General features: G+C 63.1%; 21 protein-coding genes. 11 read left to right on the top strand and 10 right to left on the bottom strand.

What is annotated here, in order from left to right:
- Nucleotides 1-52: 52 nt before the first annotated feature.
- Nucleotides 53-1,684 carry a flavin-containing monooxygenase gene (locus ASF98_RS21650; RefSeq protein ID WP_055806562.1) on the bottom strand — a complete coding sequence of 544 codons (1,632 nt, stop codon included), beginning with the start codon at nucleotides 1,682-1,684 and terminating at the stop codon, nucleotides 53-55.
- 217 nt (nucleotides 1,685-1,901) lie between these two features.
- Between ASF98_RS21650 and ASF98_RS21645 the strand changes: the two genes are divergently transcribed.
- Nucleotides 1,902-3,641, top strand: a complete 1,740-nt coding sequence (locus ASF98_RS21645; RefSeq protein WP_055806557.1) for a helix-turn-helix domain-containing protein — start codon at nucleotides 1,902-1,904, stop codon at nucleotides 3,639-3,641.
- Between the two features lie 28 nt (nucleotides 3,642-3,669).
- On the opposite strand, the gene ASF98_RS21640 is transcribed toward ASF98_RS21645, so the two are convergent.
- Nucleotides 3,670-4,569 (bottom strand): LysR family transcriptional regulator, encoded by a 900-nt coding sequence (locus ASF98_RS21640; RefSeq protein ID WP_055806550.1) that lies wholly within the window; start codon nucleotides 4,567-4,569, stop codon nucleotides 3,670-3,672.
- A 423-nt stretch (nucleotides 4,570-4,992) separates the two neighbouring features.
- On the opposite strand from ASF98_RS21640, the gene ASF98_RS21635 reads away from it, so the two are divergent.
- Complete coding sequence (locus ASF98_RS21635; protein ID WP_055806547.1) at nucleotides 4,993-5,781, top strand: SDR family oxidoreductase; 789 nt, start codon at nucleotides 4,993-4,995, stop codon at nucleotides 5,779-5,781.
- Between the two features lie 486 nt (nucleotides 5,782-6,267).
- On the opposite strand, the gene ASF98_RS21630 is transcribed toward ASF98_RS21635, so the two are convergent.
- The 4 genes from ASF98_RS21630 to ASF98_RS21615 all read right to left on the bottom strand — a co-directional run bounded on the left by ASF98_RS21630 (nucleotide 6,268) and on the right by ASF98_RS21615 (nucleotide 11,022).
- A complete protein-coding gene (locus ASF98_RS21630) occupies nucleotides 6,268-7,248 on the bottom strand; it encodes an ABC transporter permease (protein WP_055806544.1) in 981 nt (326 codons plus the stop codon).
- The gene (locus tag ASF98_RS21625; RefSeq protein WP_055806541.1) at nucleotides 7,245-8,234 is read right to left on the bottom strand and encodes an ABC transporter permease; all 990 of its coding nucleotides are present in this window, start codon (nucleotides 8,232-8,234) and stop codon (nucleotides 7,245-7,247) included. The genes ASF98_RS21630 and ASF98_RS21625 overlap by 4 nt, the downstream gene beginning before the upstream one ends.
- The gene (locus ASF98_RS21620) at nucleotides 8,227-9,738 is read right to left on the bottom strand and encodes a sugar ABC transporter ATP-binding protein (RefSeq protein ID WP_055806539.1); all 1,512 of its coding nucleotides are present in this window, start codon (nucleotides 9,736-9,738) and stop codon (nucleotides 8,227-8,229) included. The genes ASF98_RS21625 and ASF98_RS21620 overlap by 8 nt, the downstream gene beginning before the upstream one ends.
- Before the next feature lie 129 nt (nucleotides 9,739-9,867).
- The gene (locus ASF98_RS21615) at nucleotides 9,868-11,022 is read right to left on the bottom strand and encodes a sugar ABC transporter substrate-binding protein (protein WP_055806536.1); all 1,155 of its coding nucleotides are present in this window, start codon (nucleotides 11,020-11,022) and stop codon (nucleotides 9,868-9,870) included.
- A 489-nt stretch (nucleotides 11,023-11,511) separates the two neighbouring features.
- Here ASF98_RS21615 and ASF98_RS21610 point away from each other — a divergent pair, with 489 nt between their 5' ends.
- From ASF98_RS21610 to ASF98_RS21585, 6 genes are all read left to right on the top strand, one after another.
- Complete coding sequence (locus tag ASF98_RS21610; RefSeq protein ID WP_200939425.1) at nucleotides 11,512-12,447, top strand: helix-turn-helix domain-containing protein; 936 nt, start codon at nucleotides 11,512-11,514, stop codon at nucleotides 12,445-12,447.
- Nucleotides 12,448-12,655: 208 nt separating this feature from the next.
- Nucleotides 12,656-13,639 (top strand): LacI family DNA-binding transcriptional regulator, encoded by a 984-nt coding sequence (locus ASF98_RS21605; protein ID WP_082506995.1) that lies wholly within the window; start codon nucleotides 12,656-12,658, stop codon nucleotides 13,637-13,639.
- A gap of 180 nt (nucleotides 13,640-13,819) precedes the next feature.
- Nucleotides 13,820-15,130: an extracellular solute-binding protein gene (locus ASF98_RS21600; RefSeq protein ID WP_055806527.1), complete on the top strand. Its 1,311-nt coding sequence runs from the start codon at nucleotides 13,820-13,822 to the stop codon at nucleotides 15,128-15,130.
- A gap of 11 nt (nucleotides 15,131-15,141) precedes the next feature.
- On the top strand, nucleotides 15,142-16,119 hold the full coding sequence (locus ASF98_RS21595) for a carbohydrate ABC transporter permease (protein WP_055806524.1): 978 nt from the start codon (nucleotides 15,142-15,144) through the stop codon (nucleotides 16,117-16,119).
- Nucleotides 16,119-17,012 carry a carbohydrate ABC transporter permease gene (locus ASF98_RS21590; RefSeq protein ID WP_055806521.1) on the top strand — a complete coding sequence of 298 codons (894 nt, stop codon included), beginning with the start codon at nucleotides 16,119-16,121 and terminating at the stop codon, nucleotides 17,010-17,012. Before ASF98_RS21595 ends, ASF98_RS21590 begins: the two co-directional genes overlap by 1 nt.
- A gap of 43 nt (nucleotides 17,013-17,055) precedes the next feature.
- A complete protein-coding gene (locus ASF98_RS21585) occupies nucleotides 17,056-19,296 on the top strand; it encodes a beta-glucosidase family protein (protein WP_082506994.1) in 2,241 nt (746 codons plus the stop codon).
- A 29-nt stretch (nucleotides 19,297-19,325) separates the two neighbouring features.
- Here the strand turns inward: ASF98_RS21585 and ASF98_RS21580 are convergent, their stop codons facing one another.
- On the bottom strand, nucleotides 19,326-19,838 hold the full coding sequence (locus ASF98_RS21580) for a PadR family transcriptional regulator (RefSeq protein ID WP_055806765.1): 513 nt from the start codon (nucleotides 19,836-19,838) through the stop codon (nucleotides 19,326-19,328).
- A 108-nt stretch (nucleotides 19,839-19,946) separates the two neighbouring features.
- Here ASF98_RS21580 and ASF98_RS21575 point away from each other — a divergent pair, with 108 nt between their 5' ends.
- Genes ASF98_RS21575 through ASF98_RS21565 form a run of 3 tightly spaced genes read left to right on the top strand, consistent with a single transcriptional unit; the run spans nucleotide 19,947 to nucleotide 22,984 of the window.
- Nucleotides 19,947-21,302, top strand: coding sequence for an MFS transporter (locus tag ASF98_RS21575; RefSeq protein ID WP_082506993.1), 1,356 nt, complete (start codon nucleotides 19,947-19,949; stop codon nucleotides 21,300-21,302).
- Nucleotides 21,295-22,329, top strand: a complete 1,035-nt coding sequence (locus ASF98_RS21570; protein WP_055806520.1) for a zinc-binding alcohol dehydrogenase family protein — start codon at nucleotides 21,295-21,297, stop codon at nucleotides 22,327-22,329. The genes ASF98_RS21575 and ASF98_RS21570 overlap by 8 nt, the downstream gene beginning before the upstream one ends.
- The gene (locus ASF98_RS21565; RefSeq protein WP_055806517.1) at nucleotides 22,322-22,984 is read left to right on the top strand and encodes a hypothetical protein; all 663 of its coding nucleotides are present in this window, start codon (nucleotides 22,322-22,324) and stop codon (nucleotides 22,982-22,984) included. The genes ASF98_RS21570 and ASF98_RS21565 overlap by 8 nt, the downstream gene beginning before the upstream one ends.
- 431 nt (nucleotides 22,985-23,415) lie before the next feature.
- Here the strand turns inward: ASF98_RS21565 and ASF98_RS21560 are convergent, their stop codons facing one another.
- Genes ASF98_RS21560 through ASF98_RS21550 form a run of 3 tightly spaced genes read right to left on the bottom strand, consistent with a single transcriptional unit; the run spans nucleotide 23,416 to nucleotide 26,314 of the window.
- Nucleotides 23,416-24,285, bottom strand: a complete 870-nt coding sequence (locus ASF98_RS21560; RefSeq protein WP_055806514.1) for a 3-hydroxyacyl-CoA dehydrogenase family protein — start codon at nucleotides 24,283-24,285, stop codon at nucleotides 23,416-23,418.
- Nucleotides 24,282-25,091, bottom strand: coding sequence for an enoyl-CoA hydratase/isomerase family protein (locus tag ASF98_RS21555; RefSeq protein WP_235506113.1), 810 nt, complete (start codon nucleotides 25,089-25,091; stop codon nucleotides 24,282-24,284). The genes ASF98_RS21560 and ASF98_RS21555 overlap by 4 nt, the downstream gene beginning before the upstream one ends.
- On the bottom strand, nucleotides 25,091-26,314 hold the full coding sequence (locus ASF98_RS21550) for a thiolase family protein (protein ID WP_055806511.1): 1,224 nt from the start codon (nucleotides 26,312-26,314) through the stop codon (nucleotides 25,091-25,093). The genes ASF98_RS21555 and ASF98_RS21550 overlap by 1 nt, the downstream gene beginning before the upstream one ends.
- Nucleotides 26,315-26,347 lie beyond the last annotated feature (33 nt).

Here is a 26,347-nt window from a genome sequence, read left to right as displayed (position 1 = left end):
GGAAGGGTGGCATGGACTGCCGCCCTTCCCGGGGCTTCAGTTGTGGTGCTGGTCAGGCCGGTGTCAGCGCGTCGGCATCGGTCATGAAGTTCGGATACTGGTTCGAGGCCTCGTCGGCGAGGATGGAACGGTACTGCTTGATGCCACCGAGGTAGAACATGACGGTGCGCTTCTTGCCAGGAATGTTGGCCCCGAAGATCCACGAGGCGGCCTGTGGGAAGAGGGTTTGGTGGGCGATATCCGAGCAGGTCTCGGTCCAGGCGGCCTCGGTTTCGGACTTGGCTTCGATCCAGCTCGTGCCGGAGGCCGCGACGTGGCTGATGGTTTCGCTGATCCACTCGACCTGCGCCTCGATTGACGGCGGGAGGTTGGTGAAGGGCCCGTTGGGGCCCAGGATCATGAACATATTGGGGAAACCGCTCGTTGCCATGCCGAGGTAGCTGGTCGGGCCGTCGGCCCAGTGCTCCTTAAGCGTTTCTCCCGCGCGGCCTCGGATGTTGACCCGCACATAATTGCCGTCCACGGCATCGAAACCCGTTGCACAGATGAGAACGTCAAGTTCATGCAGGCTGCCGTCAGCCGTGACGATGCCCTGTTCCGTCACTTCCTCGATCGGGTTTTCCTTCACGTTAACGAGGGACACATTTGAACGGTTGAACGTTTCGTAGTAGCCCGAATCGCACAGCGGCCTGCGGGCGTAGAGATCGGTAGGCGTCAGTTTCCGGCGTGTTTCCGGGTCCTTGACGATTTCGGCGATCTTGCGGCGGATGAACTTCGCTGCCTCTTCGTTGGCGTCCGGGTCGGTGGCGATATCGGAGAACGTCTCGAACATGAAGCGGAACCCGCCGCCTTCCTCCCAGGTCTGCTGGTAAATCTTCTCGCGCTCTTCCGGGGAGACGCTGAACGTCGGAACGGCACTCTCCTCGAAGCCCATGGCGACGGACGAGTTCCGTACCTGTTCCCAGTTGGACTCGAAGTTCTCCCGGTGGGCCTGCTGTTCCTGCGCGGTGAGTTGGCGGTTGCCGGCGGGAACGCTGTACTGCGGTGTGCGCTGGAAGGATGTCAGATGCGCAGCGACCGGGGCGGTGGCGGTGATTACCTGGTTGCCGGTGGAGCCGTTGCCGATGACGCCCACCCGCTTGCCCGCAAGGTCCAGGTCCTCGGGCCAGGCCCCCGTGTGGACGAGCCGGCCCTGAAAGGTTTCCATGCCGGGGAATTTGGGAAGGTTTGTGGCGGAGAGGAGGCCGAGGCCGGTGACGAGGAACCGGGACTGGAACGTGACGCCCCGGTCCGTCCGTACAGTCCAGGTGCCAGTGGACTCGTCGAATTCAGCTTCAGTCATACCGGTTTCAAGCTGGATGTGTTCGCGCAGGCTGTACCGGTCAACGACGCCATTCAGGTACTTGAGAATCTGAGCCTGCGGAACGTACTTCGTATTCCACGGAGTCTGCTGGTAAAGGTCGCGATCGAACGAGTACTGGTAAACGAAGCTCTCGGAGTCAGAGAGTGCGCCTGGATACTTGTTCCAGTACCAGGTCCCGCCCACGCCTCCGGCGCGGTCAATTGCCACCGCATCAAGGCCGAGCTCGTTGCGCAGCTTGTGGAGCATATAGATTCCACCGAAGCCTGCTCCAACGACGAGTGCGTCGAGCTGGTAGGTCTTCTCGGGGACGGCGTTGTCCATGATGTCTTTTCCTTCGACTAAGAGGGCTCTGTGAGATAATTCACTTTGTAATCACCAGTCTGTGGTGACTGGAGCACGACTCTGTGTCTCAATTTGGGACACTTCCGCGAAGCCCGAAAAGCCGCGATTGATACCCTTTCAGCAATAGTCCGGACCGCTGACGAGTACCGATCCGCCAAGGGCGAGGCTGCGGTTCCGACTTTGCAAAGGGGCAGACATGGCCGACCCGGTCCGGGAAGCGCGGGATCAACTGATTCGCGTTGGCCTCACGGGACAGTACGGGGCCAACGACGCGGTGCCGGACATCATCGTGCGAAGCTGGCGCCGGTCGATTAGCAACGCGGTTGAAAGCTCTGTGCCGTCTCAGCGTTTTCAGGACGTGGACACAGACTCCCTGCTGTGCCGCGCCGCCGTCCCCGTGCTCGACCGTTGGCAGCACCAGTTGGCCGACACCGGGACCACGCTCTTCCTCAGCGACAGGGGCGGCAGCATCGTCGCCCGGCGAACGAGTGATAACAGTGAGCGGCAGCGCCTCGACAGCATGCACGCTGCAGAGGGCTTTGATTACTCCGAGGACACTATCGGCACTAATGGCCTGGGGACCTCGATGGTCGAAAGGCGTCCGGTGTTCGTGAAGGGGAGCCAGCACTACAATGACGCCCTGGCCGCGCTGGCGTGTGCGGCCGCGCCTATCTATACGCCGGCCGGCTTGGTCGTTGGCTCGGTTTCGCTTGGCGGGCCCCTCGAAGCCGCAAGCCCGATCATGCTGTCCCTCACGAGGGAGATCAGCCAACAGATTGAGGAGAGATTCCGGTCATCCTCCCGGCCCCAGGACCTCGCCCTCGCGATGTCGTTTATGCGGTTCAGCAGTTCGCAACGTCCCACGGTGGTCATGGATCACGAGTCCATCCTGGCCAACACGCCGGGCCTGCCCTTCGTGAGCGTTGCCTCGCATGTCATGCTCTGGGAACTGCTCAACTCCCACAAGTGGTCCTCGAGCAGCACGCTACGCCGTGAATTAGAGGGTACCTCCGTCGAGGTTACGGCGCGGAGGGTAGTGGATGGGCCGCGCGAGCACTTCGTGGTGCACTTTGCTGATCTGAATGAAGCTGCGGAAGGCCTGTCTGGACTGGCGGTGCCCTCTCATGCCCCGAGCGCGGGCACAGCTGGGACAGGGCCGAGGAGGACCGTCCCAGCGGTTGTCCTTGTTGATGGACCGCGTGGTTCCGGACGGGCGACAGTAGCCGGAAAACTGCGCGCCACGAGCGCAAGTACGGCGCGTTTCGAAGTATTCGCTGTATCCGCCGAAGCGGCCACACCGTGGGGGATGTTTGAGGACCTCCTTGCGGGCGGAACGGACGTGCTGATCCGTCGGGTGGAAGAGATCGCCGATAACGAGGTGGCACTTCTGGCCAGCCTTGTGGAGGGGCACCGGACGGCGCGGATCGCCGGGCAGCGTGACAGCAGCCTTTTGCTGACATCCTCGCGTGATCAGGCTACCCCGGCTGTTCGGGCGTTTATCGACACCACCGGACCCGCGGAGCGGACGGAAGCTCTGGCCCTGACACCGGAAAGGATCCCCGGTCTGGTCAAGGCCATCCTCGACGTCGTCGACCCGGAATCGCGGCACACGATCTCGCCAGCTGCTCTGCAGTCCATAGTCCAGTGGAACTGGCCGGGCAACATCGCCGAACTTGCTGATACCGTGGCGGGACTTATCAGCGATGCAAAAGGCTCGGTCATCGAACGTCGGCACTTGCCGAAACATTTACAGCAGGCGCCGCCACGACGTCACATGAGCATGATGGAGACGGCCGAGCGCGGGGCCATCATCAGGGCGCTAGACGCGGCCGGCGGCAACAAATCTGAGGCCGCGGCACTCCTGGGCATGGGCAGGTCAACCCTGTATCGGCGACTCCGCCAGCTTGGCCTCGATACGGGGGAGGGGTCGATCTGATTCCAAAATGCGGCAGTTCGACAATGCCTTAGTCCCCGCTTGCCCCGTCCAGGCTGACGACTTCGTCCAACACAGCCTTTAGGGCCGGACTTGTGTCGTCGCGGCGCCACGCTGCCCGAAGATCGACATCGGCGGTGGAATCCTCCAGAGGGACGAACACGACGTGCGGATCTGTCGCATTCTGCGCCACAGAAGCCAGCGTCAGGTGGCATCCCACTTCCGCGCTGACCAGCGCAAGTGCGGTCTGCGTGTCCGGAGCCAGCTGAACGACGTCGGCGACGAAGTTGTTGGCATGGGCGAGCCGCCGGAGCCTGTCAGGCAAGACGGCGCCTTCGAAAGGCGTCAGCGAGATGAAGGCCTCGCCGGCAAGCCGCCGCAAGGCCAGCCGACGTGCGCCGGCCAGGGCGTGGGTGTCAGGCATAGCTATAACGAGTGAGTCCCGCATGACCACACGGGAAGACACCTCTGCCGGGATGACGTCCCATCGGCCCAGGGCAATGTCCGTCTCCCCTTGCACCAACTTCTTCATGGCAGGTTGTGCGAAGTTCTGACTGGACAGCTCAAGTTGGATCCTTGGCCGGTTGGACTTCACCTGCCTGGCGAGCCGTGCGACCAGTTGGTGTGTGGATACGCCGGCAAAGGCAATCCGCACCAGTCCGGCCTCACCGTTGTCGGCGGACCGGACGGCCTCTTCAGCTCGACGCAGGGCATCCAGCACTTCGGTGGCAGGGCCGATTAGCGCCTGTCCTGTGGAGGTGAGTTTCACGGAACGCGTGTTGCGGTCCAGCAAACGTGTCCCGAGTTCCGACTCGAGCTGTTTGATGATCCGGCTTAAAGGCGGCTGGGCCATGTGTAGGTGCTCAGCAGCCCGCCCAAAATGGAGTTCCTGGGCCACAGCAAGGAAAGCCTTGAGCTGACCGACGTCCATGTTTTCCTGTCCTTGTTTTATTGATTAAAAAGTATCACTGGAAACGGCTGTGGGTGCCCTACCGAAACAATTGGTGCCGCTCACTCGATGACGCCAAGCCGCAGCTTCCGATTTTGGCATGTGAGGGATGCTCAACGAGTGCCTCCAATGGTCTTGTACAAGATTTGGACACTTCGTTCCTTGGCGGGTAAGCCAAGTGCAGGATGAGGATGTGCCGCACCGCGGGACGCCCTCGCAGCTCACCGAAGAGCTCATGGGTGACTAACAAACATTGTCGGGAGACGGACGGTGCACAGCTGACTAGAAGTGCTACGAGGCTCAAGGGTTTGCCTTCGGCTCCCAGCGCAGGGCGGCTCCGCGGAGCGGCCCGGTCAGTCTCTGTGCCGCTACCAAAGTGTTCCCGCTAGAGCCATTGGAGGCAAAATGTCAGAACGTGTAGAGGGGCGCAGCATCCTTATCACAGGTGCCGGCAGCGGTATGGGCCGCGTTATCGCGCTTGCGCTGGCGAATGAGGGAGCGAATATCACGCTTCTTGATCTGAATCTCAACGCAGCCAACGCCGTGAAGGACGAAATCACTGCGGCTGGCGGTAACGCCGTGGCAGTTTCCGGTAACGTCGTCAATCGCGCCGACGTAGCAACGGCCGTCAAGACCAGCGTTGAATCGTTCGGCCGGCTCGACTGCATGTTCGCCATCGCGGGCATCATCAAGCCGACACACTTCCTTGAGACCACCGAAGAGAACTTCCGAAGCACGCTTGACGTGAATGGGCTGGGTACTCTCATCTGTCAGCAGGAAGCGGCTAAGCAGATGATCGAGCAGGGAACCGGTGGCAAGCTCATAGTCACGTCTTCCATCGCAGGCCGTCAGGGCTACCCGAACTTCGCGTCCTACTGCGCGAGCAAGTTCGCGGTGACCGCGCTGAACCAGTCAGCTGCCCACGCACTGGCGAAGTACAAGATCACATCCAATGCCTTTGCCCCGGGTGTTGTAGACACCCCCCTGTGGAAGAAGCTTGACCTCGATCTCATGGAGATGGGTGATACATCGCATCCTGGCGAAGCCTTCGAGTCCTTCTCCGGAGCGAATCTGATCGGTCGCAAGGGCGTCCCGGAGGACGTGGTTGGCACAGCCCTTTTCCTCGCTTCCTCAGACTCCGATTACATGACAGGCCAGACCATCATGATCGACGGCGGCATGGTTCTTGTGTAACGGCTCGCATTTCCGAATGCAGTAGATGTTGGCGGCGGCTTGCGTAGAACGCAAGCCGCCGTTTGACTGCGACGACTCGATTTCAGTGAAGGCGTCGTCGGGCGGCTCACTGACGAATGCCTGTAACAACAGGAAGATGGGCCAGCACAATAGTGGCGCCTTCGACCCGACCACAATGACCATGCCCCGGCTGGCGCCGTCGCGCGCCGGCCGAACTGCCTGTCAGCCCCGTCCTCAACGTTCGAAGGAAGAGTAACTGCAGTCCTCGGGAATCTGCGCAGACAGGCAACCTCCGCACCGCTCGAGGGGGTGCAAATGCAGCCAGGGTCCAGGCGCCGCCGGCGGCTTCCGTTTTGCTCGTCGGTGTGGATTTCTGCACTCCGGTGCACGCCTCTGTGGTCCCTTGCCGGAGACGCGTGGTCGCGGGGACGCCCCGCCGACTAGTGCGGAGCGCCCCCGGAATCGGCGCAGCTTGAGCGAAGTTTCTCAGGTAACTGCCAGGTGTGGCTGGCGCCTCCGGACAACGGCCTTGTGGGCCACCACCCTGGCGATGACGAATTCCAAGAGGATCACCACCAGCAGCAGGACGCCCGTGAAGAGCTCGGTGACAAAAGCCTTGACGCCGATCGAGGACATCCCCGCGGCGAGGACTGCGGTGATGGCGATGCCGAACGCGACGTTCACCATGTCTCCGCGCCCTCCGCTGAGGCTGACGCCGCCGATGAGGACTGCCGCCAGTGCCAGAAGGAGCATGTTGGCCAGGCCATCCGGCGTCGCAGACCCGCCCCGGAAGGACGACAGCGCCCCTGCCAGGGCGCCGCATCCGCCGGAAATGGCGAAGGCGAGCACCAGCCGCGACCTGAGCTTGACCCCCGACGCGACGGCCTCCTGCCGGGCTCCGCCGATCGAGGAGACTTCGCGGCCCCATCGTGTCCGCGACAGGAAGATGCCCAGGACGGCGAGCACCGCGATCGTTGTCAGCGACAGGGGTGTGAAGACCCAGATCCGGACCGTGAGCGCGTCGCTCAGCTTGTAGTCGGTGAGGGTGACCGGGACGCCGCCGGTTGCCAGCCAGGTTGCGCCGCGGAGCAGGATCAGTGTTCCGACCGTGAACACGAGGGAGCTGATTCCCAGCCGTGCAATCACCCAACCCTGGAGCGAGCCGAGCAGCACTCCCACGACTGTGGCAATGAGGATGCTTGCGATGAGGCCGAGGCCTCCGAGTTGCACGGCGATCGCGCCCGCGAATGCGGCCATGGACGCGACTGAGAGATCGAACTCCCCGGCGATCATCGTCACCGCCAGTCCGGCCGCGATGACACCGAGCGGGATGAGCCGTTCGAGCGACGAGAACAGGGCGGCCTCCCCGCGGAAGCTGGGTGAGACCGTGGCCATGATGCCGACAACCAGGACGAGGACGACGATCTGGAGCGCGTATTTGGGGAAGAATTCCCTGGTTGCATTCATCGGGTGCTGACCTTTCTGAGGACGTGGAGGGCTACGACGAGCACCACGACGATGCCGCCGACGAGGAACACGCGCCAGCCGTTGTCGAGCCCGTGCAGGAGCATGATGTTTCCCAGGGCAACGATGAGCAAGGCGCCGAGCGCCGACCGGGTGGGGGAACCTTCGCCGCCCGATACGGCGGCGCCCCCAACCAGGACCGCCGCGATAACGTCCATGGTGAGTCCGGCGAGGTCGTTCGCCTGCATCTGGTGTAGCTGTGAGGCGTTCAGGGCGCCGGCGACTCCCAGGCCAACCCCGAACGCGATGAAAGCCCAGATCGTGGTGGCCTGGGGAGAGATGCCGCTGTTTCTCGCGGTGGCGCGGTTGGCGCCGAGCAGGTGGGTGTTGCGCCCGATCAGCGTGTGTTCGGTGAGGAACCAGGCAACAGCCGTGAAGAGCACGAAGATGTAGACAGGCAGCGGAATTTCCAGGAGGTTCCACGTTGCCAGCCACGCCACGTCCACGCTGCCGGCAGTGACCACCGCACCCTTGGTGGTGATGGCTACCAGGCCGTAGGTGACTGAGCCCACGGCGAGGGTGGTGATGACCGGGTTCAGTCCGGCTCCGACGATGAGGCCCTGCAAGATTCCCAGTGCCACCGAGAGCACGACGGCGGCGCCGAGGCCCGCCAGCGCCGATCCGGTCAGTCCGGATACGGCGAGGAACACGATCCCGGCGAGCACGGTGGAGGATGCGATGCCGAGCGAGAAGAAATTGCCCGAGATCGTGATTGCGGTCATCGCGACCGCGATGATTCCGACGATGGAGGTATTGATGAGGATCGCGCGGATATTCGCGAAAGTTGCGAAATCGGGTGTGCTCGTGGCGGCTACCGCGAACACTGCCGCCACGAGGAGCGGGAGCGTGTAGCTGGTGACGAAGCGAATTACGCTGCCTCGCTGCGACGGTGCTATGAAGTTGGTGGCAATGCTTGCTGTACTAGACATGATTCGCATCCTCACGGTGCATTACTTCGCGAACGAGGGCGGATTCTGTCCACTCGTCCGCTGGTCGGATAGATGTTTGTTGGCCGCGGAAGTAGGTGGCGATCGTGTCAGAGAGGCCCAGGATTTCGTTGGTGTCCGAGGAGCTGACGATCACGCCCACCCCCGAGTCGCTGAGTCGTCGAAGCTGGGCGTAAATGTCGGCGCGCGCGCCGATATCCACGCCGCGGGTGGGCTCCTCAACCAGGAGAACGCGCGGGTTGATTCCGAGCCATTTGCCCAGGGCCACCTTTTGCTGGTTGCCTCCGGAGAGCGTTCCAACGTTCGAGTTCATGCGCTTGACGTCGATGGCGAAGTGAACTGCGAAGCGGTTCGTCTCGTCGACCTCCTGCCGGGCGCTGACGAACCCTGCGGCGGACAAGCGGTGCAACCAGGGCGAGGACAGGTTCCGGCGAATCGGGACTCTCGCGAAGATTCCATCCTTTTTCCGGTCTGCGGAGCAGTACGCAACGCCGGCCGAGATTCCGTTCTGCCTGCCGCGGGTGTTGAGCGTCTGGCCGTCCACGAGAACCTCACCGGAGACGATCTCTCCGACGCCGGCGAGTGCCTCCATCAGCTCTGCCGTTCCCGAGCCGAGCTGTCCCGTCAGGCCCAGGATCTCACCACGCCGGAGGGTCAGGTTGGTCTCGGAACGGAGCTCGGGAATCCGGAGTTCGCGCGTCTCCAGCACGATTTCACCGACCGCCGAGGATTTGCCCGGATAGAGATGGCCCAGCTCCCGGCCGATCATCTTGGCGACGATCGTCTCGACGTCGAGCTCTTTGACCTCCAGGGGAGCCTCGCTCTTGCCGTTGCGGAAGACAGTGACGCGGTCAGCAATCTCGAAAACCTCGCCCAGCCTGTGGGTGACATAAACGACGCTCCGTCCCTCCGACGCGAGACGTTTGACGGCGTCCAGCACGCGGACGATCTCGGCGTCCGAGAGCGCTGCGGTCGGTTCGTCGAAGATGATGACCTTGGCGTCCCTGGCCAGCACGCGCGCGATCTCAAGAAGTTGCATCTCCGCAACGGAGAGTTCCTCGACCGGGGTCGACGGGTTCAGCCCGGCCAGCCCGACGCGCTCAAGGATCGCGACGGCGTTGTCGTTCAGTTTGCGGGGGCTCCACCACCAGGGCGCGCCCTGCTGGCCGAGCACGAGATTCTGGGCCACCGTCATGGTTCCGACTGTGCTGAACTCCTGCTGGACGACGGCGATCCCGGCCGCTTGTGAGAGCGAGACGCTAGATATATTTGCCGGGGTCCCATCGATTTCGATGGAACCCTTGTCGGGTGAGACGAGGCCTGAGATGACCTTGACGATCGTGCTTTTCCCGGCGCCGTTCTCACCCAAGAGGGCCATGACCTCGCCGGCTCGGAGTTCGAAGTGGACGTCCGAGAGGGCGTTCACTGCTCCGTAAGACTTGAAGATGCCGCTCGCCTTAAGGCGAAGGGGAGTGCTTCCAGTCATTGGTTTCTCCTAGGTTTGCATTTGGGTGGCGCAGCAAGGCGCGCACCAGATGGGTGCGGAGCCTCGGAAAGCTCCGCAGGTGGGCGGTCTCTGAGGCTCCGCGGTTGGGGGCGGACTCCCGTTGAGGGCCTATTTGCCCATCAGCTTGTCGAATGAGAGGCCCCAGATGTCGAAGGAGGCATTGTTCTCGGCTGTCACCTGGGGGTTCATCATGTACGTGGCCGCGTGCGGGGCCTCGACCTTGAGTTCAGGCTTGGCCGCCGACGATTCGATGGTGACGTCGCCGGACTGCACCTGGCCGGTGGCGATGTACTGCGCGGCGGTCCGGACGACGAGAGCGCCCTCGATCACCGGGGACTGCAGGGTGGCAGACCAGATCTTGCCGCCGCGCAGGTTGGACATGTCCCCGGAGGAGGTCCCGGTGATCAGGATGACGTCCTTGCCGGGCTTCAGCCCGTTTTGCTCCAGCGCCTGCACCACGCCGTTGGCCACGTCGTTGCTGTGTGCGTAGACGATGTCGATGCCCTGTCCGAGGAAGCGCGGGATGACCTGGCTGGCTGCTTTGAAGCCGCCCTGAGCGTCAACGGTCGGGGTGGGTTCGACGGCGAGCATGTTGAACGCACCGGGCGTGGCTTCGGCGAAGGCTTTCTCGCGGTCGTCACCCGCGGCGTACCCGGCGGTGAACCGGATCTCGACGACGTTGGGCTTGCCGTCTGGACCGTGGAACTTGACCCCTTCAGCCTTGAGCTTCTTGACGGCGGCGAGCGCGTTGGCTCCGGCTTCCTTGCCGATGCCGGTGTCCGAGACCCCCGCGTAGGCGGTCACGTACTTGGACGCCTCCGGAGTGACCAGGTTGTTGAACTGGATCACCGGTGCCTGCGCGGAGAGCAGGCGGATCGAGTTCGTTGCGGCGGCGGCGCCTGCCGGCCACATGAGAACGGCGGCTGCGCGCTCACCGGTGGCGAGCCATTCCTGGACCTGCTGGTCCTGTTCCGTCTGGTCCCAGTTGTTCTCGACGATGTTGACGGTGTAGTTGAGGGCTTTCGCCTCGTCCTTGATGGACTGCGAGGCGGCCGCCAAGTAGACATTCGACGTCGACGGCATAAAGACCTTGAGGAGGGCGCCGCCGCCATCCGTCGTGCCGGTGCCCTTGCCCTGGGACGCGGCAGGGGCACCCGGAGCAGCGCTGCTGCCGGTGCTGCAGGCAGCGGCGGAGGTGACAAGGCCTGCGGCGAGGAACCCAACGGCGATTTTTCGCCAAGCGCGGGAAGACGGGAATTTCATTATTTCTATGCTCCTTTGAATAGAGAGAACGGGTGAATGGGGAAAACGGGGCTTGAATGCCCGGTAAGTAGCGCGAAGAACGGCAGTCCACCCAGCGACGTTCTTGTCGGGGCGCCTTGGCAGACCGGGCAGGAGTGGGCTCCGTCGGTTTTGGAGCCATCCCGGATCGAACCGGTGCTTTGATCTTTGCGGAGAAGAGCGCCGAAATCCGCGCTCCGTACAGAACTTGAACATGGCTCCGTCGAATAGGACTGCGCGGAATCAACAATGCCCTGGCCCCGTGCGGTCGGCATATGGGTGGAGTGTTCAAGGTTTGAACAATCCCGCCCACGATGTCCGGGCGTGATTGTGGCTTATGTCACACTGGAGGGGGCTGAGGTTTCAGGAGTCCAACGGCGGGCACTGACGTCCACAGGTTAAGTCTGCTGCGGGATCGCTCATGCTCAACAGGATGATTCCATCAACGCAATGACGCGGAGGAACAACAAGATGTCGGATTCGATCGAGGGGCAGTTATCGCTCGTGACGGTAGCTCGAAGAGTGATCACTTCGACGCAGGTCGCCCTCGAGGGGACAACGACCTGGCTCGCCCTTACCGATGCCACTGGAAAGGTGACATACGAATGGGCAGCGGCTCCGAGCCTGCGTCGGCATCTCGCGCGCGCGGATGTGACCGAGGGCGCCGACCTCGCTCAGCGTTCGGTGGGCACGAATGGAGTGGGCGTCGCGCTCGCGACCCGCGCCAGTACGGTCGTTCAGGGCACTGACCATCTGGATGAGCGCATGCACAAGCTTGTCTGCGCAGCGAGTCCCGTCTTGCACCCGGTCACCCGGAAGTTGCTTGGCGCCGTCAACGTCACATGCCTTGCTGGCGAGCATAACCCGCACCTGAAGATTGCGCTGAACATGATGGTTGCCGGGATTGAGGATTCCCTAACCCGTCTTTCACGCGCCCGGCACCAGCGGCTCCTTGATGCACACTTGCGCGTCAAGGCGGGTACGGGAGCGGCCGTCATAACCCTGGACCGATACACCATGATCGCGGAGGACGGCCTGGGCGGCCTACCACTTGATCGCGAACAGCTTTGGCGCTACGTCGAGGAGGCCGGACCGTTTACCCGGGAGTTCGTACTGCCCACGGGTGTGCGGGCTCAGATCGTGCCAGTGATGCCGCCGAAGACCTCTGAGGGCTGTTCGCTGGTGCTCAGCCGTCTGAATGTTGCAGGCCTTGCGCGGGCTGCTGCGAAGGGTTCCGAGGGACAAAGGACATCAAGTCCGCCGTTGCTCAGTCAGCTTGAACTGGCTGAGCGGGAGATTATTGCGTCTGTACTGCGTGAGTGTGGCGGGAACAAGTCGGATGCCGCTGAGCGGTTGCGCATCTCCCGCGGGACCCTTTACGAGAGAATCCGCCGTTACGGATTGTGAGGGCCACATCAGTCGGACATTGAGCCGATGTGTGGCTCCGGTCGTCTCTGCACCGGATCCTGCGCCCGTGATGACCAGCCGGTGTACTACGATCAGGCTGCTGCCCGAGCGATTTATCTAGAGCACAGATAACGTTGCGCTGGATTGGTATTGGACGCCGGATGAATACGTTGGCAAAGTGAAGCAGTAGAACGCCCCGCAAGAAGGAGTGGAAGTGTCGCGGACACGTAGAGTGACAGCGTCTGATGTCGCGAAAGCCGCCGGCGTGTCAAAGACCACCGTCAGCTACGTGCTCAATCAAACCCCGCATCAGACAATCCCGGAACAAACGCGGCGCCGGGTAATCGACGCCGTTCGTCAGTTGGACTACACCTCGCTGGCAGCGGCCCGGGCTCTGCGGATGGGCCGAAACGATCTCGTCCTGTTTGTGCTGCCCGACTGGCCCCTGAGTCACGCTCTTACCAGGGTGATCGAGCAAGTTACCGACGGGCTTGCACGGCGGGGCCTGTCCCTTCTCCTCCAAAGACTGGGCCCGGACCGCTCGTTGATTTCACTCTGGCGTCAACTGGCACCTGCGGCTGTGATGACAGTGGAAGCGATCGACGCGAAGGATGAGTTGCTCATCCGAAAAGGGGGCACGTTCATAGCGGCCGCCGCCATATCGGATTTTGGCATCAAACAGGATCGTATTGGTGCCATGCAGGCCCAGCACCTGATCTCACGGGGCCATCGACATCTTGGCTATGCCCGCAGCAGCAATCCCAAGCTGGAAGCACTCAATACCGAACGATACGAAGGATTTCGAAGGGCCTGCCTTGCCTTGGGCTTGAATGAGCCTTTCACCGTTGACGTCGACCTCAGCCTGGACAGTGCAATAGGGGCAGTCCGCAAACTGTCTGAAGCGCCTGCCAACGTCACAGCAGTGGCGACCTACAACGATGAGATTGCCGCAGCGATCCTGGCTGGAATGCGGGTCGCAGGGATGATGGCTCCCCAAGATCTAGCCGTCATTGGCGTCGACGACGAGCCGTTCGCCCAATTCATGTCACCCGCACTTACCACCATCCGGCAAAATCATGCTCTGTTCGGAAGCCATTTCGCTGATCGGATCGCAGCCGGCATCAACGGGGAAGTGCTGCCGAGCAGTCCGAAGCTTGACGTGCTCGCGCTGGTTGTCCGCGATTCAACCTGAGTCGAACGCCGCATTCAGACGAATTTCGAATAACTGATCACCGAATAGATATTGGACGCCGTCAACAACGCAGTCTGATACTGGAAACAGGCAACTACTTAATCGAATCAGTAGCCGGCAAACTCCTCATTCCGGCGACAAGCTGCTTTTGCCAAACTCCTCAAAGACGAAGGAACAGCCATGACCTCCACCCGCACAACATTCTCGCGCCGCGGCTTTCTCGGCCTCACTGCCGCGGCCGCTTCCGTACCCCTTTTGGCCGCCTGTGGTGGAGGCTCTGCTTCCCAGGGCGGCGGGAGCGCAGGTGGAACCATCAAGTTCTGGGACATGCCGTGGGCAACCCCGGCCCTCAACGACGCATCGAGGAAGCTCACGGAGGGTTTCTCCGGAGCCAACAGCAAGGCCAACTACCAGATCATCCAGTGGAACAACTTCTACCAGACGTTTTCGTCTGCCATTGCGTCCAAGACCGGTCCGGCGGTGTCCACCGGCGGCGGTTTCCAGGCCTTCCAGTTTGAGCAGCAGGGCCAGATAGCCTATGCGGACAATCTCATTGAAACTCTGAAGAAAAACGGCATGTACGACGACTTCCTCCCCGGAGTGGTTGAGCCCTTCAAGACCGACAAAGGCTATGTAGCTGTTCCGTGGCATCTGTCCATGCGCGTGATGTGGTACCGCAAGTCCCTGTTTGAGCAGGCCGGAGTGGATGTTCCCAAAGACTGGGCAACACTACTCGAAGCTGGGAAGGCCTTGAAGAAGATTGGGGCAGTCGGCTTCGCCACCGGTGCCGGTGCGGGCAACAACATCGGCAATCAGGCCATGATCATGATGATGATCAACAACGGCGGCGGTGTATTCAGCAAGGACGGCGAGCTCGACGTGATGAACGACCGCAATGTTGAAGCGACTGAATTCCTGTTGGAATTGGTTTCCAACGGCATCATTGATCCAGCGGCAGTTAGTTATACCAGCGCCAACCTCGATGCGCAGTGGAAGGACAAGAAGGCGGCTTTCGGCGCTCATGTGTCCCAGATGGACACGCGAGTTGGTGACACTTCGGGTGATCTCATCGTGGCGAGCCCTATCGCCGGGCCGCATGGGGACAAGGGCGGCCTCGTGTTCCCGAACAACATCATGATGTACACAAACACCCCGTCGCAGGAGGCCTCGGAGGCGTTCCTGGTTTACTACCTGGGCCAGCTGAAGGAGCTGTGGAAGCAGAAGCTCATGAACGCTCTGCCTGTCTTCAAGTCCATCGCTGAGCTCCCGGAATTCGCGAGCGATCCAAACAACGTCAAGATCGTGAGGGAATGGCAGCCGATTGCCAAGACTCTGGCAGCCCAAGGCGACAAACTGAATGCCAACCTCGCCGTGCTCGACGGCGGTCAGGCCCTGAACCAGTTCACCCAGACGATCCTCACCGGCAAGACCGACGCCAAGTCCGCACTGCAGGCGTTCGAGTCCGGCCTTAAAACCGTCCTCAAGAAGTAGGCGGCCAGTCCATGTCCTCCACCACAGCATCGTCCGGCCTCGCCCGGGCCCGCCGGGGCCTTGCCCCCGGCGGGGCCAGGGGCGGGTCGCCGAAACCCGGCAACCTCAACCGCAAGAGCAAGCTCAGGGCACAGACCAGCCGGACGTTCTTCTGGCTCCTGCTTCCTTCGGTCATCCTGCTCGTGCTCATCCACGGCTACCCGCTGATTGAAGCCGGCGTCCAGGCGACCCACGACGGCAACCTGCTCCAGACCGGGAAATTCGTGGGCGGGGAGAACTTTGCCGCTGTCCTGTCCTCCCCGGCCTTCTGGAAAGCCGCGCAGTTCACCCTGATGTTCACCATCGTCGGCGTGTTCGGCTCCTGGCTGGTCGGCCTGGGCCTGGCGTTGCTACTCCGCACCAGAATCCCCGCCGGCGGCACCTTCAAGGTCCTCCTCCTGCTGCCCTGGGTCGTCCCCATTGTGGTGTCCTCGACCGCCTGGAACTGGTTGGTGGCCACCCCGGACAGCCTCATTCCTTCCCTCTTCCGCAACTTCGGTTTGGGCACCCCGCTCTTCCTGGCCGATCCCAATCTCGCCGCGGTGACCGTCATGATCTTCAAGGTCTGGGTCAGCTTCCCGTTCATGATGATGATGATCTCGGCGGCCCTCGCCTCCGTGGACACCACCGTCTACGAAGCGGCCAGCATGGACGGCGCCACGCGCTGGCAGCAGTTCAGCCAGATCACGCTGCCTTTGATCGCCCGGTCCACGTACATCTCCTGGATTTTGATGACGATCTTCTGCGTCAATGACTTCCCCACCATCTACCTGCTGACAGGCGGCGGCCCGGTCAACGCCACCACCTCCCTGGTGGTCCTGGCCTACCGCACGGTCTTCCAGGACTTCGCCACCGGACCCGGCGTGGCCATCGCGTTCCTGATGACCATGACCCTGGTGGTCATCTCCGTTCTTCTGTACCGCCAGATCCGAAAGTCGAGCGTCGAATAATGAGCGCAGCAGTCCACGCCCATCCCCAGTCCGGGCCCGTCCTCGGCGTCGCCGGACCGGCCAAGAACAAGCGCGTCCTCTCCGAAGCGGGCGATCGCGGCCGCTGGTGGCGGTTCACCGCCATCCTGCTCATCACCGCGATAGTCCTGGTGCCGATCATGGTCACGGTGGTGCTGGCCTTCACGCCCGGTCCGAACAGCACCGCCAAGGGCCTGACATTCGAGAACCTCGCCAACGTGTTCTCCGGCACGCTGGCGGCCACCTGGCTGCAGAACAGCCTGATCACCACCCTGTCCACCGTGGTGGTCTCCGTAGCCGTGGCCGCACCCGCCGGCTATGTCCTCTCCCGCGGCCGGTCCAAAGCAGTCTCCGGGTACTCCCTGCTGTTGTTCGTCATGCAGTCACTGCCCATCATCACGTCAGTGGTCCCGCTCTTCATCCTGTTTGCCGGCATGGGACTGGTGGACAACCTGCTGGGCATCACCATCATCTACGTCGGCTCCACCATGACCGTCGCGACGTGGATGATGGCCGCCTACTTCGACTCCATCCCGATCAGCCTCGAAGAAGCGTCATGGATCGATGGCTGCTCAGTCTTCGGATCGTTCACCAAAGTGGTGCTCCGCAACTCCCTGCCCGGCATCCTCTCCACCGCCATCTTTGCCTTCCTGCTGGCCTGGAACGACTACCTCGTAGCCATCGTGTTCCTGCGCTCCAACGAGATCTTCACCCTCCCCATGGGCGTCCAGTCCTTCTTCCAGCAGAACGCCACCGACTGGACTTCCGTCATGGCACTCGCCGTGGTCATGATGCTCCCGCCCATCATCGTCTTCGCCACCTTGAACAAGTACTTCAGCGTCGGCGGCATCGGCGGCTCCCTCGCCGGCCGCTAACCAGCAACACGACAGTTCATATCTGTTCATTCAAGGAGTTTCGATGACCGACACAATGCCCCTGGCCGCAGTGTCCCTGACGACAGGGGCAGACTACTGGACGACGCTGGAAGCGCCATGGATCGACTTGAGGCCTTTGCGTTTCGCGGACGGGCCTCACGGACTTCGGGTTCAGGACGACCAAAACCCTGACCACCTCGGACTCGAACGGAGCGCCCCTGCCACGTGCTTTCCGCCGGCCGTCACTCTCGCCTCATCCTGGGACCCTGAACTCGTACAGTCCGTCGGGGCTGCTCTGGGGCGCGAAGCTCGCGCTGCTGGCGTCGATGTCGTCCTCGGACCAGGCTTGAACATCAAGCGCAGCCCGCTTTGCGGACGTAATTTCGAGTACTACTCCGAAGATCCGTTCCTCGCCGGCGTGCTCGCGGCTGCGGCCGTTCGCGGTATCCAAAGCGAAGGAGTCGGTGCCTGCCTCAAGCATTTCGCAGCAAACAATCAGGAAACTGATCGACTCCGCGTCAGCGCCGATGTGGATGAACGGACACTGCGCGAGGTCTACCTGCGCGCCTTCCAGGTCGCCCTCCGCGAGTCCAGCCCGTGGTCGATCATGTCTTCATACAACCGAATCAACGGTGTCTACGCCTCGGAGAACCACTGGCTACTCACCGATGTGCTGCGAGGGGAATGGGACTACGACGGAGTCGTCGTGTCAGATTGGGGTGCCGTCCACGATCCCGTGGCAGCGCTTGAAGCTGGACTGGATGTTCGTATGCCCGGCCGGCAGGACGACCAGCGCGTCGGTTTGGCCCTCGCCGGGGGACGCATTGAGCGCGAAGCGTTCGACCGCGTGGCAGAGCGGCTGAAGCTCCTTGCCCGGCGGACGAAGGTGAATAGCCGAGTGCCTGCAGTCGATATTGGTGCGCACCATGAACTTGTACGGACTGCCGCGGCTCAGTCCAGCGTCCTGTTGGCAAACGATGGAACGCTGCCGCTGGAGCTATCGGCAGGACTTCGCGTCGCGGTGGTTGGCGAGCTCGCCCGGACCCCGCGCTACCAAGGTTCCGGCAGTTCACGCGTCAACGCGTCCCTCACTGTCTCCGGGCTCGACGCGCTAACCGCTCGGGTGGAAGCAGCAGGGGGAACGGTGGAGTTCTCGCCCGCCTACAGTCTTGATCGGATTGCCTCGTCGTCCGTGATGCGGTCCGACGCAGTCGATGCGGCGCGGCGGGCGGACATAGTCTTGCTCTTTCTGGGGCTGCCAGGGGGCTACGAGGCAGAGGGCGTGGACCGAACATCGATCGACTTGCCCGAAGACCAGCTTGCGCTCCTCTCAGACATGCAGGCGATCGCCACACCAAAGGTCGTAGCTCTCAGCAACGGCTCCGCGGTCACCACGGCGGCATGGCGCTCTTCGGTGAATGCCGTCGTCGAATTCTGGCTGACCGGCCAAGCTCACGGCGACACAGTTGCCGATGTCCTTCTCGGAGATTCTGAACCTGGCGGCCGCCTTGCTGAGTCGGTGCCGCTGCGGATCGAAGATACTCCGTCGTACCTCTCCTTCCCGGGGGAGGGTGGAACGGTCCGGTACGGTGAAGGCATCCACGTCGGATACCGCTACTACGATGCCCGGGACGTGGCGGTGGACTACCCCTTCGGACACGGACTTTCGTACACGACGTTCAGCTACTCCGACCTCAATGTGACTCCGCGTGCGCTCGAGGATGAGACAGCTTTCGACGTGGAGGTCCGCCTCACCAACACCGGCACAAGAGAGGGATCGGACGTAGTCCAGGTGTACGTCACCGACCACAACAGCTCCGTCCAGACCCCACTCCGGGAGCTGCGCGGCTGGCGGAAGGTTCGTCTCGACGCCGGTGCCTCCGAAGTTGTCCGGATCGAGGTGCGCCGTGCCGACCTTGAGCATTGGCACGGGCGGCTTACCGGCTGGGCATACGAAGGCGGCCACGCCACCGTCCATGTCGGGGCATCATCCCGCGACCTCAGGATTTCGGCGGACATCGAGATCACAGGCGTGCCGCGCCCGGTGCGCCTCGACAACTGGTCCACTTTCGGCGATTTTTACGATCACCCCGTCGCCGGGCCTAGACTGCGGGCGACCGCGGAAGCCCGTGGCGGGTTCCGCGGCCGCATCGGAGACCTGCTCGGAGACGAAGCGGGGCGTGTCAACGTGCTCAGTATGCCGCTGGCCACGATCGTCGAGTTTCCTGGCATCCCTCTGGAACCGGAAGATATCGACGCGTTTATCGAGGGCCAGGATGGATAGCCGGGTCCCGGATACGCAGGCAACCGCTATCAGGTCGCCAGAGTCTGCCGGATCCAGGCGATCTCGGCGCGGCTTGCGGCCTGGCCGATGGTGACCATTCCCTTGCGGTAGACGTCTTCTATTTCCGCCTTGCGCAGTGGCCGGCCATTTTCGTAGAAGAAGCTTGCCGGGGCCTCCAGGAACTCAAGCCGCCGTCGAAGTACCGCATGCTGATCTTCCACATCGGGAAGTTGGGATAGGAACGCAAGGATGACCATAAATCGTCCGAGGTCCGTGATGTCGCCTGCCGATGCGCTGCGCAGTCGGCCCTCGAGATCTTTCCTGCCATCAGGCGTCAGTTCGAGCGTGTGGCGCTGGGCGGCCCGGCCGCTCTCGATGCGGCGGACAACTGACCCTGATTTGATCAGCCGCTGGATGGCGGGGTACAGGCTGCCGTCGCTGATTTCACGGGCGAAACCGTATAACTCGTTCATTTTCCGGCGCAGTTCGTAGCCGTGGAGCGGGCCCTCCGCCAGGAAACCCAAGATCATCAGTTCCAGCACGAACGCCATGCTACATGACATGTATGTGTCGAAACGAGGTATCTACTCGCATATACCTCGTTTCGAGGTATATGCTGGCTGTCCCGCATTCGTCTTCGAAGGACCCTTATGCCGTCATCGCCTGTCTCCGGTGCATCCAAACCGGCCATTTCCCGTGGCCGTCTTGCCATTGCCGTGGTCTCGACAGTTGTGGAGTGGTACGACTTCACGCTGTTCCTTTACCTGAGTTCGGTGCTGTCCCGGGTCTTCTTCGGGGACAGCCCGACGGGCGTCCTCATGACACTGGCGACGTTTGCTGTCTCCTATTTACTGAGGCCCGTTGGCGGCCTGGTGTTCGGCTATGTGGGGGACCGCTGGGGCAGGCGCCCGGTCCTTCTGGCGTCCATGGCGTTGATGTTCCTGGCCACAGCCGGGATGGCCGCATTGCCAACCTATGCCCAGGTCGGCGAATCGGCAGCAGTGTGGCTCCTTGCGCTTCGATGCCTCATGGCGTTCTCTGTTGGCGGCGAATACACGGGAGTCATGACCTACCTCCTGGAGAGCAGCCGTGCCAGGAACCGCGGCCTGGTCACCTCGTTGGCGGCTTCTGCCAGCGAAGTTGGCGCGTTGCTTGCTGCCGGTGTTTCAGCCCTGACGGTGACTGCCTTGTCTGCATCGCAGGTCGAGGCGTGGGGCTGGCGGATCCCGTTCATTGTGGGCGGGGTACTTGCCGGGACGGTTCTGGCCCTCAGGTCCGCGCTGCCGGAAACGCCGTTGTTCCTGCAAAGCCGATTGCTTGCGCGGCAGCAGCCGTTGCCGGGTGTGTTGCGGCGGCAGTGGCGGGCCATAGTCCGTACGTTTATGATTTCGGGACTGTGCTCGGCTGCCTATTACGTGGGCATTATCTATCTGCCGACGTACCTGATTTCAGTCCGGAACTGGAGTGAATCTTCGGCCCTTGGGCTGGCGACGCTGGCTGCCGTCGTCGTCGTCCTTGCTTCCCCCGTGGCGGGCTGGCTGTCCGACCGCTACGGGCGGCGTGCAACGCTGCTGGTCCTTGCCATTGCGGCGGTCCTTCTTCCACTCCCGATGTTCGCTGCAGCCGGGCAAACGAACGTAGGCGCGGCAGTGGCGGCGGTAGTGGTCCTAGCGTGCCTCGCAGGCAGCCTCAGCGCGGTCGGGGCCTCGGCGATCCCGGAGCAGTTCGAAGTCAGGGGCCGCTTGACTGCGTTGGCTATCGGCGGGACTGTAGCCACAACGATCTTTGGCGGGATTGCCCCGTACGCGGTGCAGACGCTCACGGAATCGACGGGTTGGCCGCTGGTGCCGGGGTTGCTGATCGCAGTCGTTGCACTCGCTGCCCTCCCGGCCATTCGGCGGGGCCCGGAGACAGCGGCGTCACAAGACCAGCAACCCGGGCCCATTCCAGTATCACCGCGCACCACAGCTGGCGCAGACGCCCAAGGAGTGAAGGACCATGCCTGAAATGATGCGTGCCGTCGTCCTCGACGGTCCCGGGGCACCGGACGCCCTCAAAATCCGGGACGTACCCCGGCCCGCTTCCACGCCGGGGTGGGTTCTGATCAAGGTCCGCGCCTTCGGCCTGAACCGCTCTGAACTGCACTTCCGGCGCGGCCTGGGGTCCTTCGGGTCCTTTCCGCGTATTCCGGGCATCGAGGCGGCCGGGGTGGTGGTTGACGCCCCGGGCGGAGAGTTTACCCCCGGGACTCAGGTCGCAGCGCTGATGGGCGGCATGGGGCGGACTTTTGACGGCGGATACGCCGAGTACGTTTCGGTACCGGCCGCCAGCGTGATCCCGTTCGCGAGCACCCTTGACTGGGCCACCCTGGGTGCGGTTCCGGAAATGCTGCAGACCGCCTACGGCTCGTTGACGGTCGGTGTCAATGCCGCCCCGGGCAGCAGCTTGTTGATCCGGGGCGGCACGTCCTCGATTGGTCTTGCTCTCGTCGTCCTGGCGAAGCGCCGCGGCATCACGGTCCTGGCCACCACCCGGAACCCCACGAAGACTCAAGCGCTCCTCGACGTCGGGGCGGACCATGTCATTATCGATACCGGAAGTATCGCTGAGGAGGTTCGGAGGATCTTCCCTGATGGAGTCGGCGGCGCGGTTGAGCTCGTGGGAGCCCCGACGTTGCGCGACACGCTCCGGGCCACCGCCGTCCACGGGACGGTGTGCTTTACGGGCATGCTTTCCGATGAGTGGACCGTGCCGGATTTCTACCCCATCGACTACATCCCCAGTGGAGTTCGACTCACCGCTTACACCGGCGAAGCCGAGGACCTGCCCCCGGCTGTCCTGCAGGAGTTCCTGGACGCAGTCGCGTCGGGACATGTCATCGTCCCGATCGGGAAGGTCTATTCCCTCGAGAACATAGTGCAGGCGCATCAGGACATGGAGGACGGCTCCGTCACGGGAAAGCTGATAGTCACGGTGGGCGGGCGCACCGACGCCCCCTCAGCACACTCGGAAGAATGGAACGTCAATGAATGACCGGAAACTTCAGGTAACGGTATTCCACGCCTTGGACGGCCTGCCCGCGGGAGCGTCGATGCACTCCGTGACGGCGGAGAGTGTCAATGTTGCGGGGCGCCGTGCCCTTCGCGTCGGGCTGACCGAGGCCGCAGCCTCAGGGGTTCCCGGTGTTGACTACGTGGACCAGCCCACTTTTGTCCTTATTCCTGCGGACTTCGGGAACGGTATCGTCGAGGTCGACCTGCTGAGCCGGCTCGCAGGCGGCGCGCCAGACTATGCGCGGGCGTTCGCGGGTCTTGCCTACCGGATCACGGAGAACCTGGAGAGCTTCGAAGCTGTTTATGTCCGGCCCCTCAACGGTGCCAAGGTAAATCCTCCGGGACCCCGTGCTCAGCGGGCCGTGCAGTATTTCGCCTACCCTGAGTGGAACTTCGAACGCCTTCGCGAGGAGTATCCGGACGGACGCTACGAGGCGGGGGCCCCTATCGGTCCGGACGAATGGATCCAGCTGCGTATCGAGGTGCAGGACGGAAGATTGCGTGCCAGCGTCGATGGCATCCAGATTCTGGATCTTGCTAAAACAAAGGGACGGGAAGCCCTCGGCGGCATCGGGCTTTTTGTTGACATCGGTACGGAGGCGTTCTTCTCCAACCTGTCCATCACTGCACGGTGAGCCGTGGCGGCCGGCCGCGACGGCCGCCGTCGTTCATAGTTTCGAAGCTTCCATGGTGCAGCGACCCGATGGAGCGCCGTTGCAATCGCACTCAACCCCGTCCGGCGCGGCCGTAGAACTACTCGTCCCCGTGCAGAAAACGCGGACCCGCACTGATCTACTTGATGCTCTAGACGGGCCTGGTGGCCATCGATTAGACGATCGTCACGACTGCGGTGCCGCCGATCGTGCATGACATTGGTGGGTTCCCGTCTTTTCCGAGGCTGGCCCTGGACCTGTAACCAACGCCGAGGAAGACCGGCTGCTTGATCATGCCCGGGGACGGCCAATGTGCGGCACAGCGGAAAGCGTCAACCAACTCACGAAGCTGGCCATGACCCCAGAGTCTTGGCCAGCTTCATGAGTTTAGGCTCAGATCAGTTCCAGCCGATTCAGCTCCAATCGAAGAAGCCCTTGCCGGTCTTGCGGCCCAGTTCACCGTGGGCCACTCTGTCCCGGAGAATCTGCGGCGGGGCGAACCGCTCGCCCAACGTCTGGTGAAGGTAATTGGCGATGCCCAAGCGCACGTCCAGGCCCACCATGTCCGTGGTGCGCAGCGGTCCGGTGGGATGTTTGTAACCGAGGACCATGGCGTTGTCGATGTCCTCAGCGGAGGCGACGCCTTCCTCGACCATGCGCATCGCTTCCAGGGCGATCGCCACGCCCAGCCGGGACGACGCGAAACCCGGGGCGTCGTTGACCACGACGGCGGTCTTGCCCAGCCCCAGGACCCAAGTGCGGGCCTGCTCGACGAGCTCGGGACGGGTCTGCTTGCCGATCACCACCTCAATCAGCGTGGACGCGGGGACGGGGTTGAAGAAGTGCAGTCCGAGGAAGTCCTGGGGCCGCGCCAGTTCCTCAGCCAGCCCGGACACGGACAGCGACGAGGTGTTCGAGGCCAGCACGGTTCCCAGCGAGAGCTGCTCCTCGACCCCGCGGAGTGCTGCTACCTTCAACGCCCAGTCCTCCGGGACAGCCTCGACTACCAGTTCGCGGTCCCCGAAGGCTGCATAGTCCACAGAAACGGACAGGCGGGAAACCAGCTCCTCGAGGTCGCCACCCTGAGGGTTGCGCTCCACCGTTTTCGCCGCGGAGGCCTTGACGCGCTCACGGCCCGCCTGGGCTGCGGCCTCGTCGCGTTCCACCACCACCACGTCTGCCCCGTTGATGAGGAACGCGTGGGCGATACCAGCGCCCATCCGGCCACCGCCCAGGACACCTACACGCGCCGGGAATCCTGCCGGCACTACTGGGTTGTTCATGACTTCTTCTTCCTGTCGAGGAACGCCTGCATACGGTCAAATTTGGCCCGGGACTCGAAAAGCATGCCTTGGGCCAGGGTGTCGATGACGGGATGGACCTCCCGAGGAGCATGGAACACGGCCTTGGTGAGGCGTACGGCGAGGGGGTCCTGCGCCGCGATGGCGTCCGCCAGGGCGTGCGCCGCATCCAGCAGTGTCTCCGGTTCCACAAGTTCGGTGATCAGCCCTATGGCGAGGCAGTCCTCGCCGGTGAGGACTTTGCCGGTCAGCAGGATCTGCTTGGCCATTGGCTCGCCGACCAGCTCCTTCAGCCGCCAGGTGGCGCCGGCCGCGGCCAGGATGCCCAAATTTGTCTCGGGATTGCCCATCCGCAGCGCCGGAGTGCCGATGCGGAAGTCCGCTGCGTACGCCAGCTCGGCGCCGCCGCCGAGCGCAAAGCCGTCAAGGGCGGCAATGACCGGCATGGGCAGCTTCGCAATCCTGTCGAAGACTCTGGAGTTGATTCCCGCCAGGGCTTCGTCACGGCGCCGCTCGCGCAGCTGCGCGATGTCGGCCCCGGACGCGAAAACGGCCCGTGCTCCGGTGTTGGGGTCACAGGGAGTGCCGGAGAGGATCAGGATTTTCGGTGTGCTTTCCAGATGCGCGCACACGGCGTGCAACTCGTCCACCATTGCCTGGTCGATGGCGTTTTTCACTGGCGGCCGGTGCAGCCGGACCGCCAAACGGTCCTCCCGCTCCTCAACCAGCAGCGTGACGAAACCCGAGGCATCAGGGCGCGTGCCGGCGTCGTGCATTACCTCTGTCATCAGATGCCTTCCAGCAGCAATGCGGTGCCTTGTCCGACGCCGACGCACATCGTGGCGAGGCCGAGCTTGCCGCCGCGCGTGGCTTCGTGTTCGAGGCGTCCGAGCAGGGTGATGACCAGGCGGGACCCGGAGGAGCCGAGCGGGTGGCCGAGGGCGATCGCGCCGCCGAGGTTGTTGACGGTGTCGGGTTCGAGCTTTAGTTCGCGCATGCAGGCCAGGGCCTGGGAGGCGAAGGCCTCGTTAAGCTCGACGGCGGCCAGGTCGGCTACCGTGAAACCGGCGCGGTCCAGGACCTTGCGGGTGGCCGGGACGGGGCCGATGCCCATGATTTCCTGGGCGACGCCGGCGGAGGCACCGTCGAGGATGCGGGCGCGGGGAGTGAGGCCGTACTTCTGCACGGCTGCCTCGGACGCCACGATGATTGCCGAGGCGCCGTCGTTGAGTGTCGAGGCGTTGCCGGCGGTGACCACGCTGCCGCCCCTGACTACCGGGCGCAGGCCGGCGAGGACGTCCTGGGACGTTCCGGGGCGGGGTCCTTCATCGGTATCCACGATGGTTTCTGTGCCCTTGCGGCCCTTGACCGTCACGGGGATGATTTCGTCGGCGAAGCGTCCGGCCTCGATCGCGGCGAGGGCGAGCTCGTGGGAACGGGCGGCGAAGGCGTCGCAATCCTCACGGGAAATGTTGTAGGCGCGGGCCACCTCCTCCGCGGTTTCGGGCATGGAGTAGGTGGCTTTGCCGTCGCGGGAGAGTTCCCCGGACAGGAAGGCGGGGTTGGGGAAGCGCCAGCCGATGGAGGTGTCGACCACGGCGCCGGGTTTGGCGAAGGGTTTGTCCGGCTTTTCCATGACCCATGGGGCGCGGGACATGGACTCGACGCCGCCTGCCACCACGATGTCCGCGGCGCCTGCCTTGACCATGTGGGAGGCCATGATGATGGCGCTCAGGCCGGAGGCGCAGAGGCGGTTGACGGTGATGCCGGGGACGGTGTCGGGGAAGCCGGCGAGCAGCCAGGCCATGCGGGCGACGTTGCGGTTCTCCTCGCCGGCGCCGTTGGCGTTGCCGAGGATTACTTCGTCCACCACGGCTGGGTCAATGCCGGCGCGTTCGACGGCGGCCCGCACCGTGAGGGCGGCCAGGTCGTCCGGCCGGACGGAGCTCAGGGCTCCGCCGTAGCGCCCTACGGGGGTGCGGGCGCCGCCTATGAGGAATGCTTCGGGCATGGAAACTCCTTGGGTTTGGTATGGGGGAGGCGT

This window comes from Arthrobacter sp. Leaf337, assembly GCF_001423745.1.
GTDB lineage: Bacteria > Actinomycetota > Actinomycetes > Actinomycetales > Micrococcaceae > Arthrobacter.
Note: the sequence above shows the minus strand (reverse complement) of the source record. Positions and strands in the feature narration are given on the sequence as shown.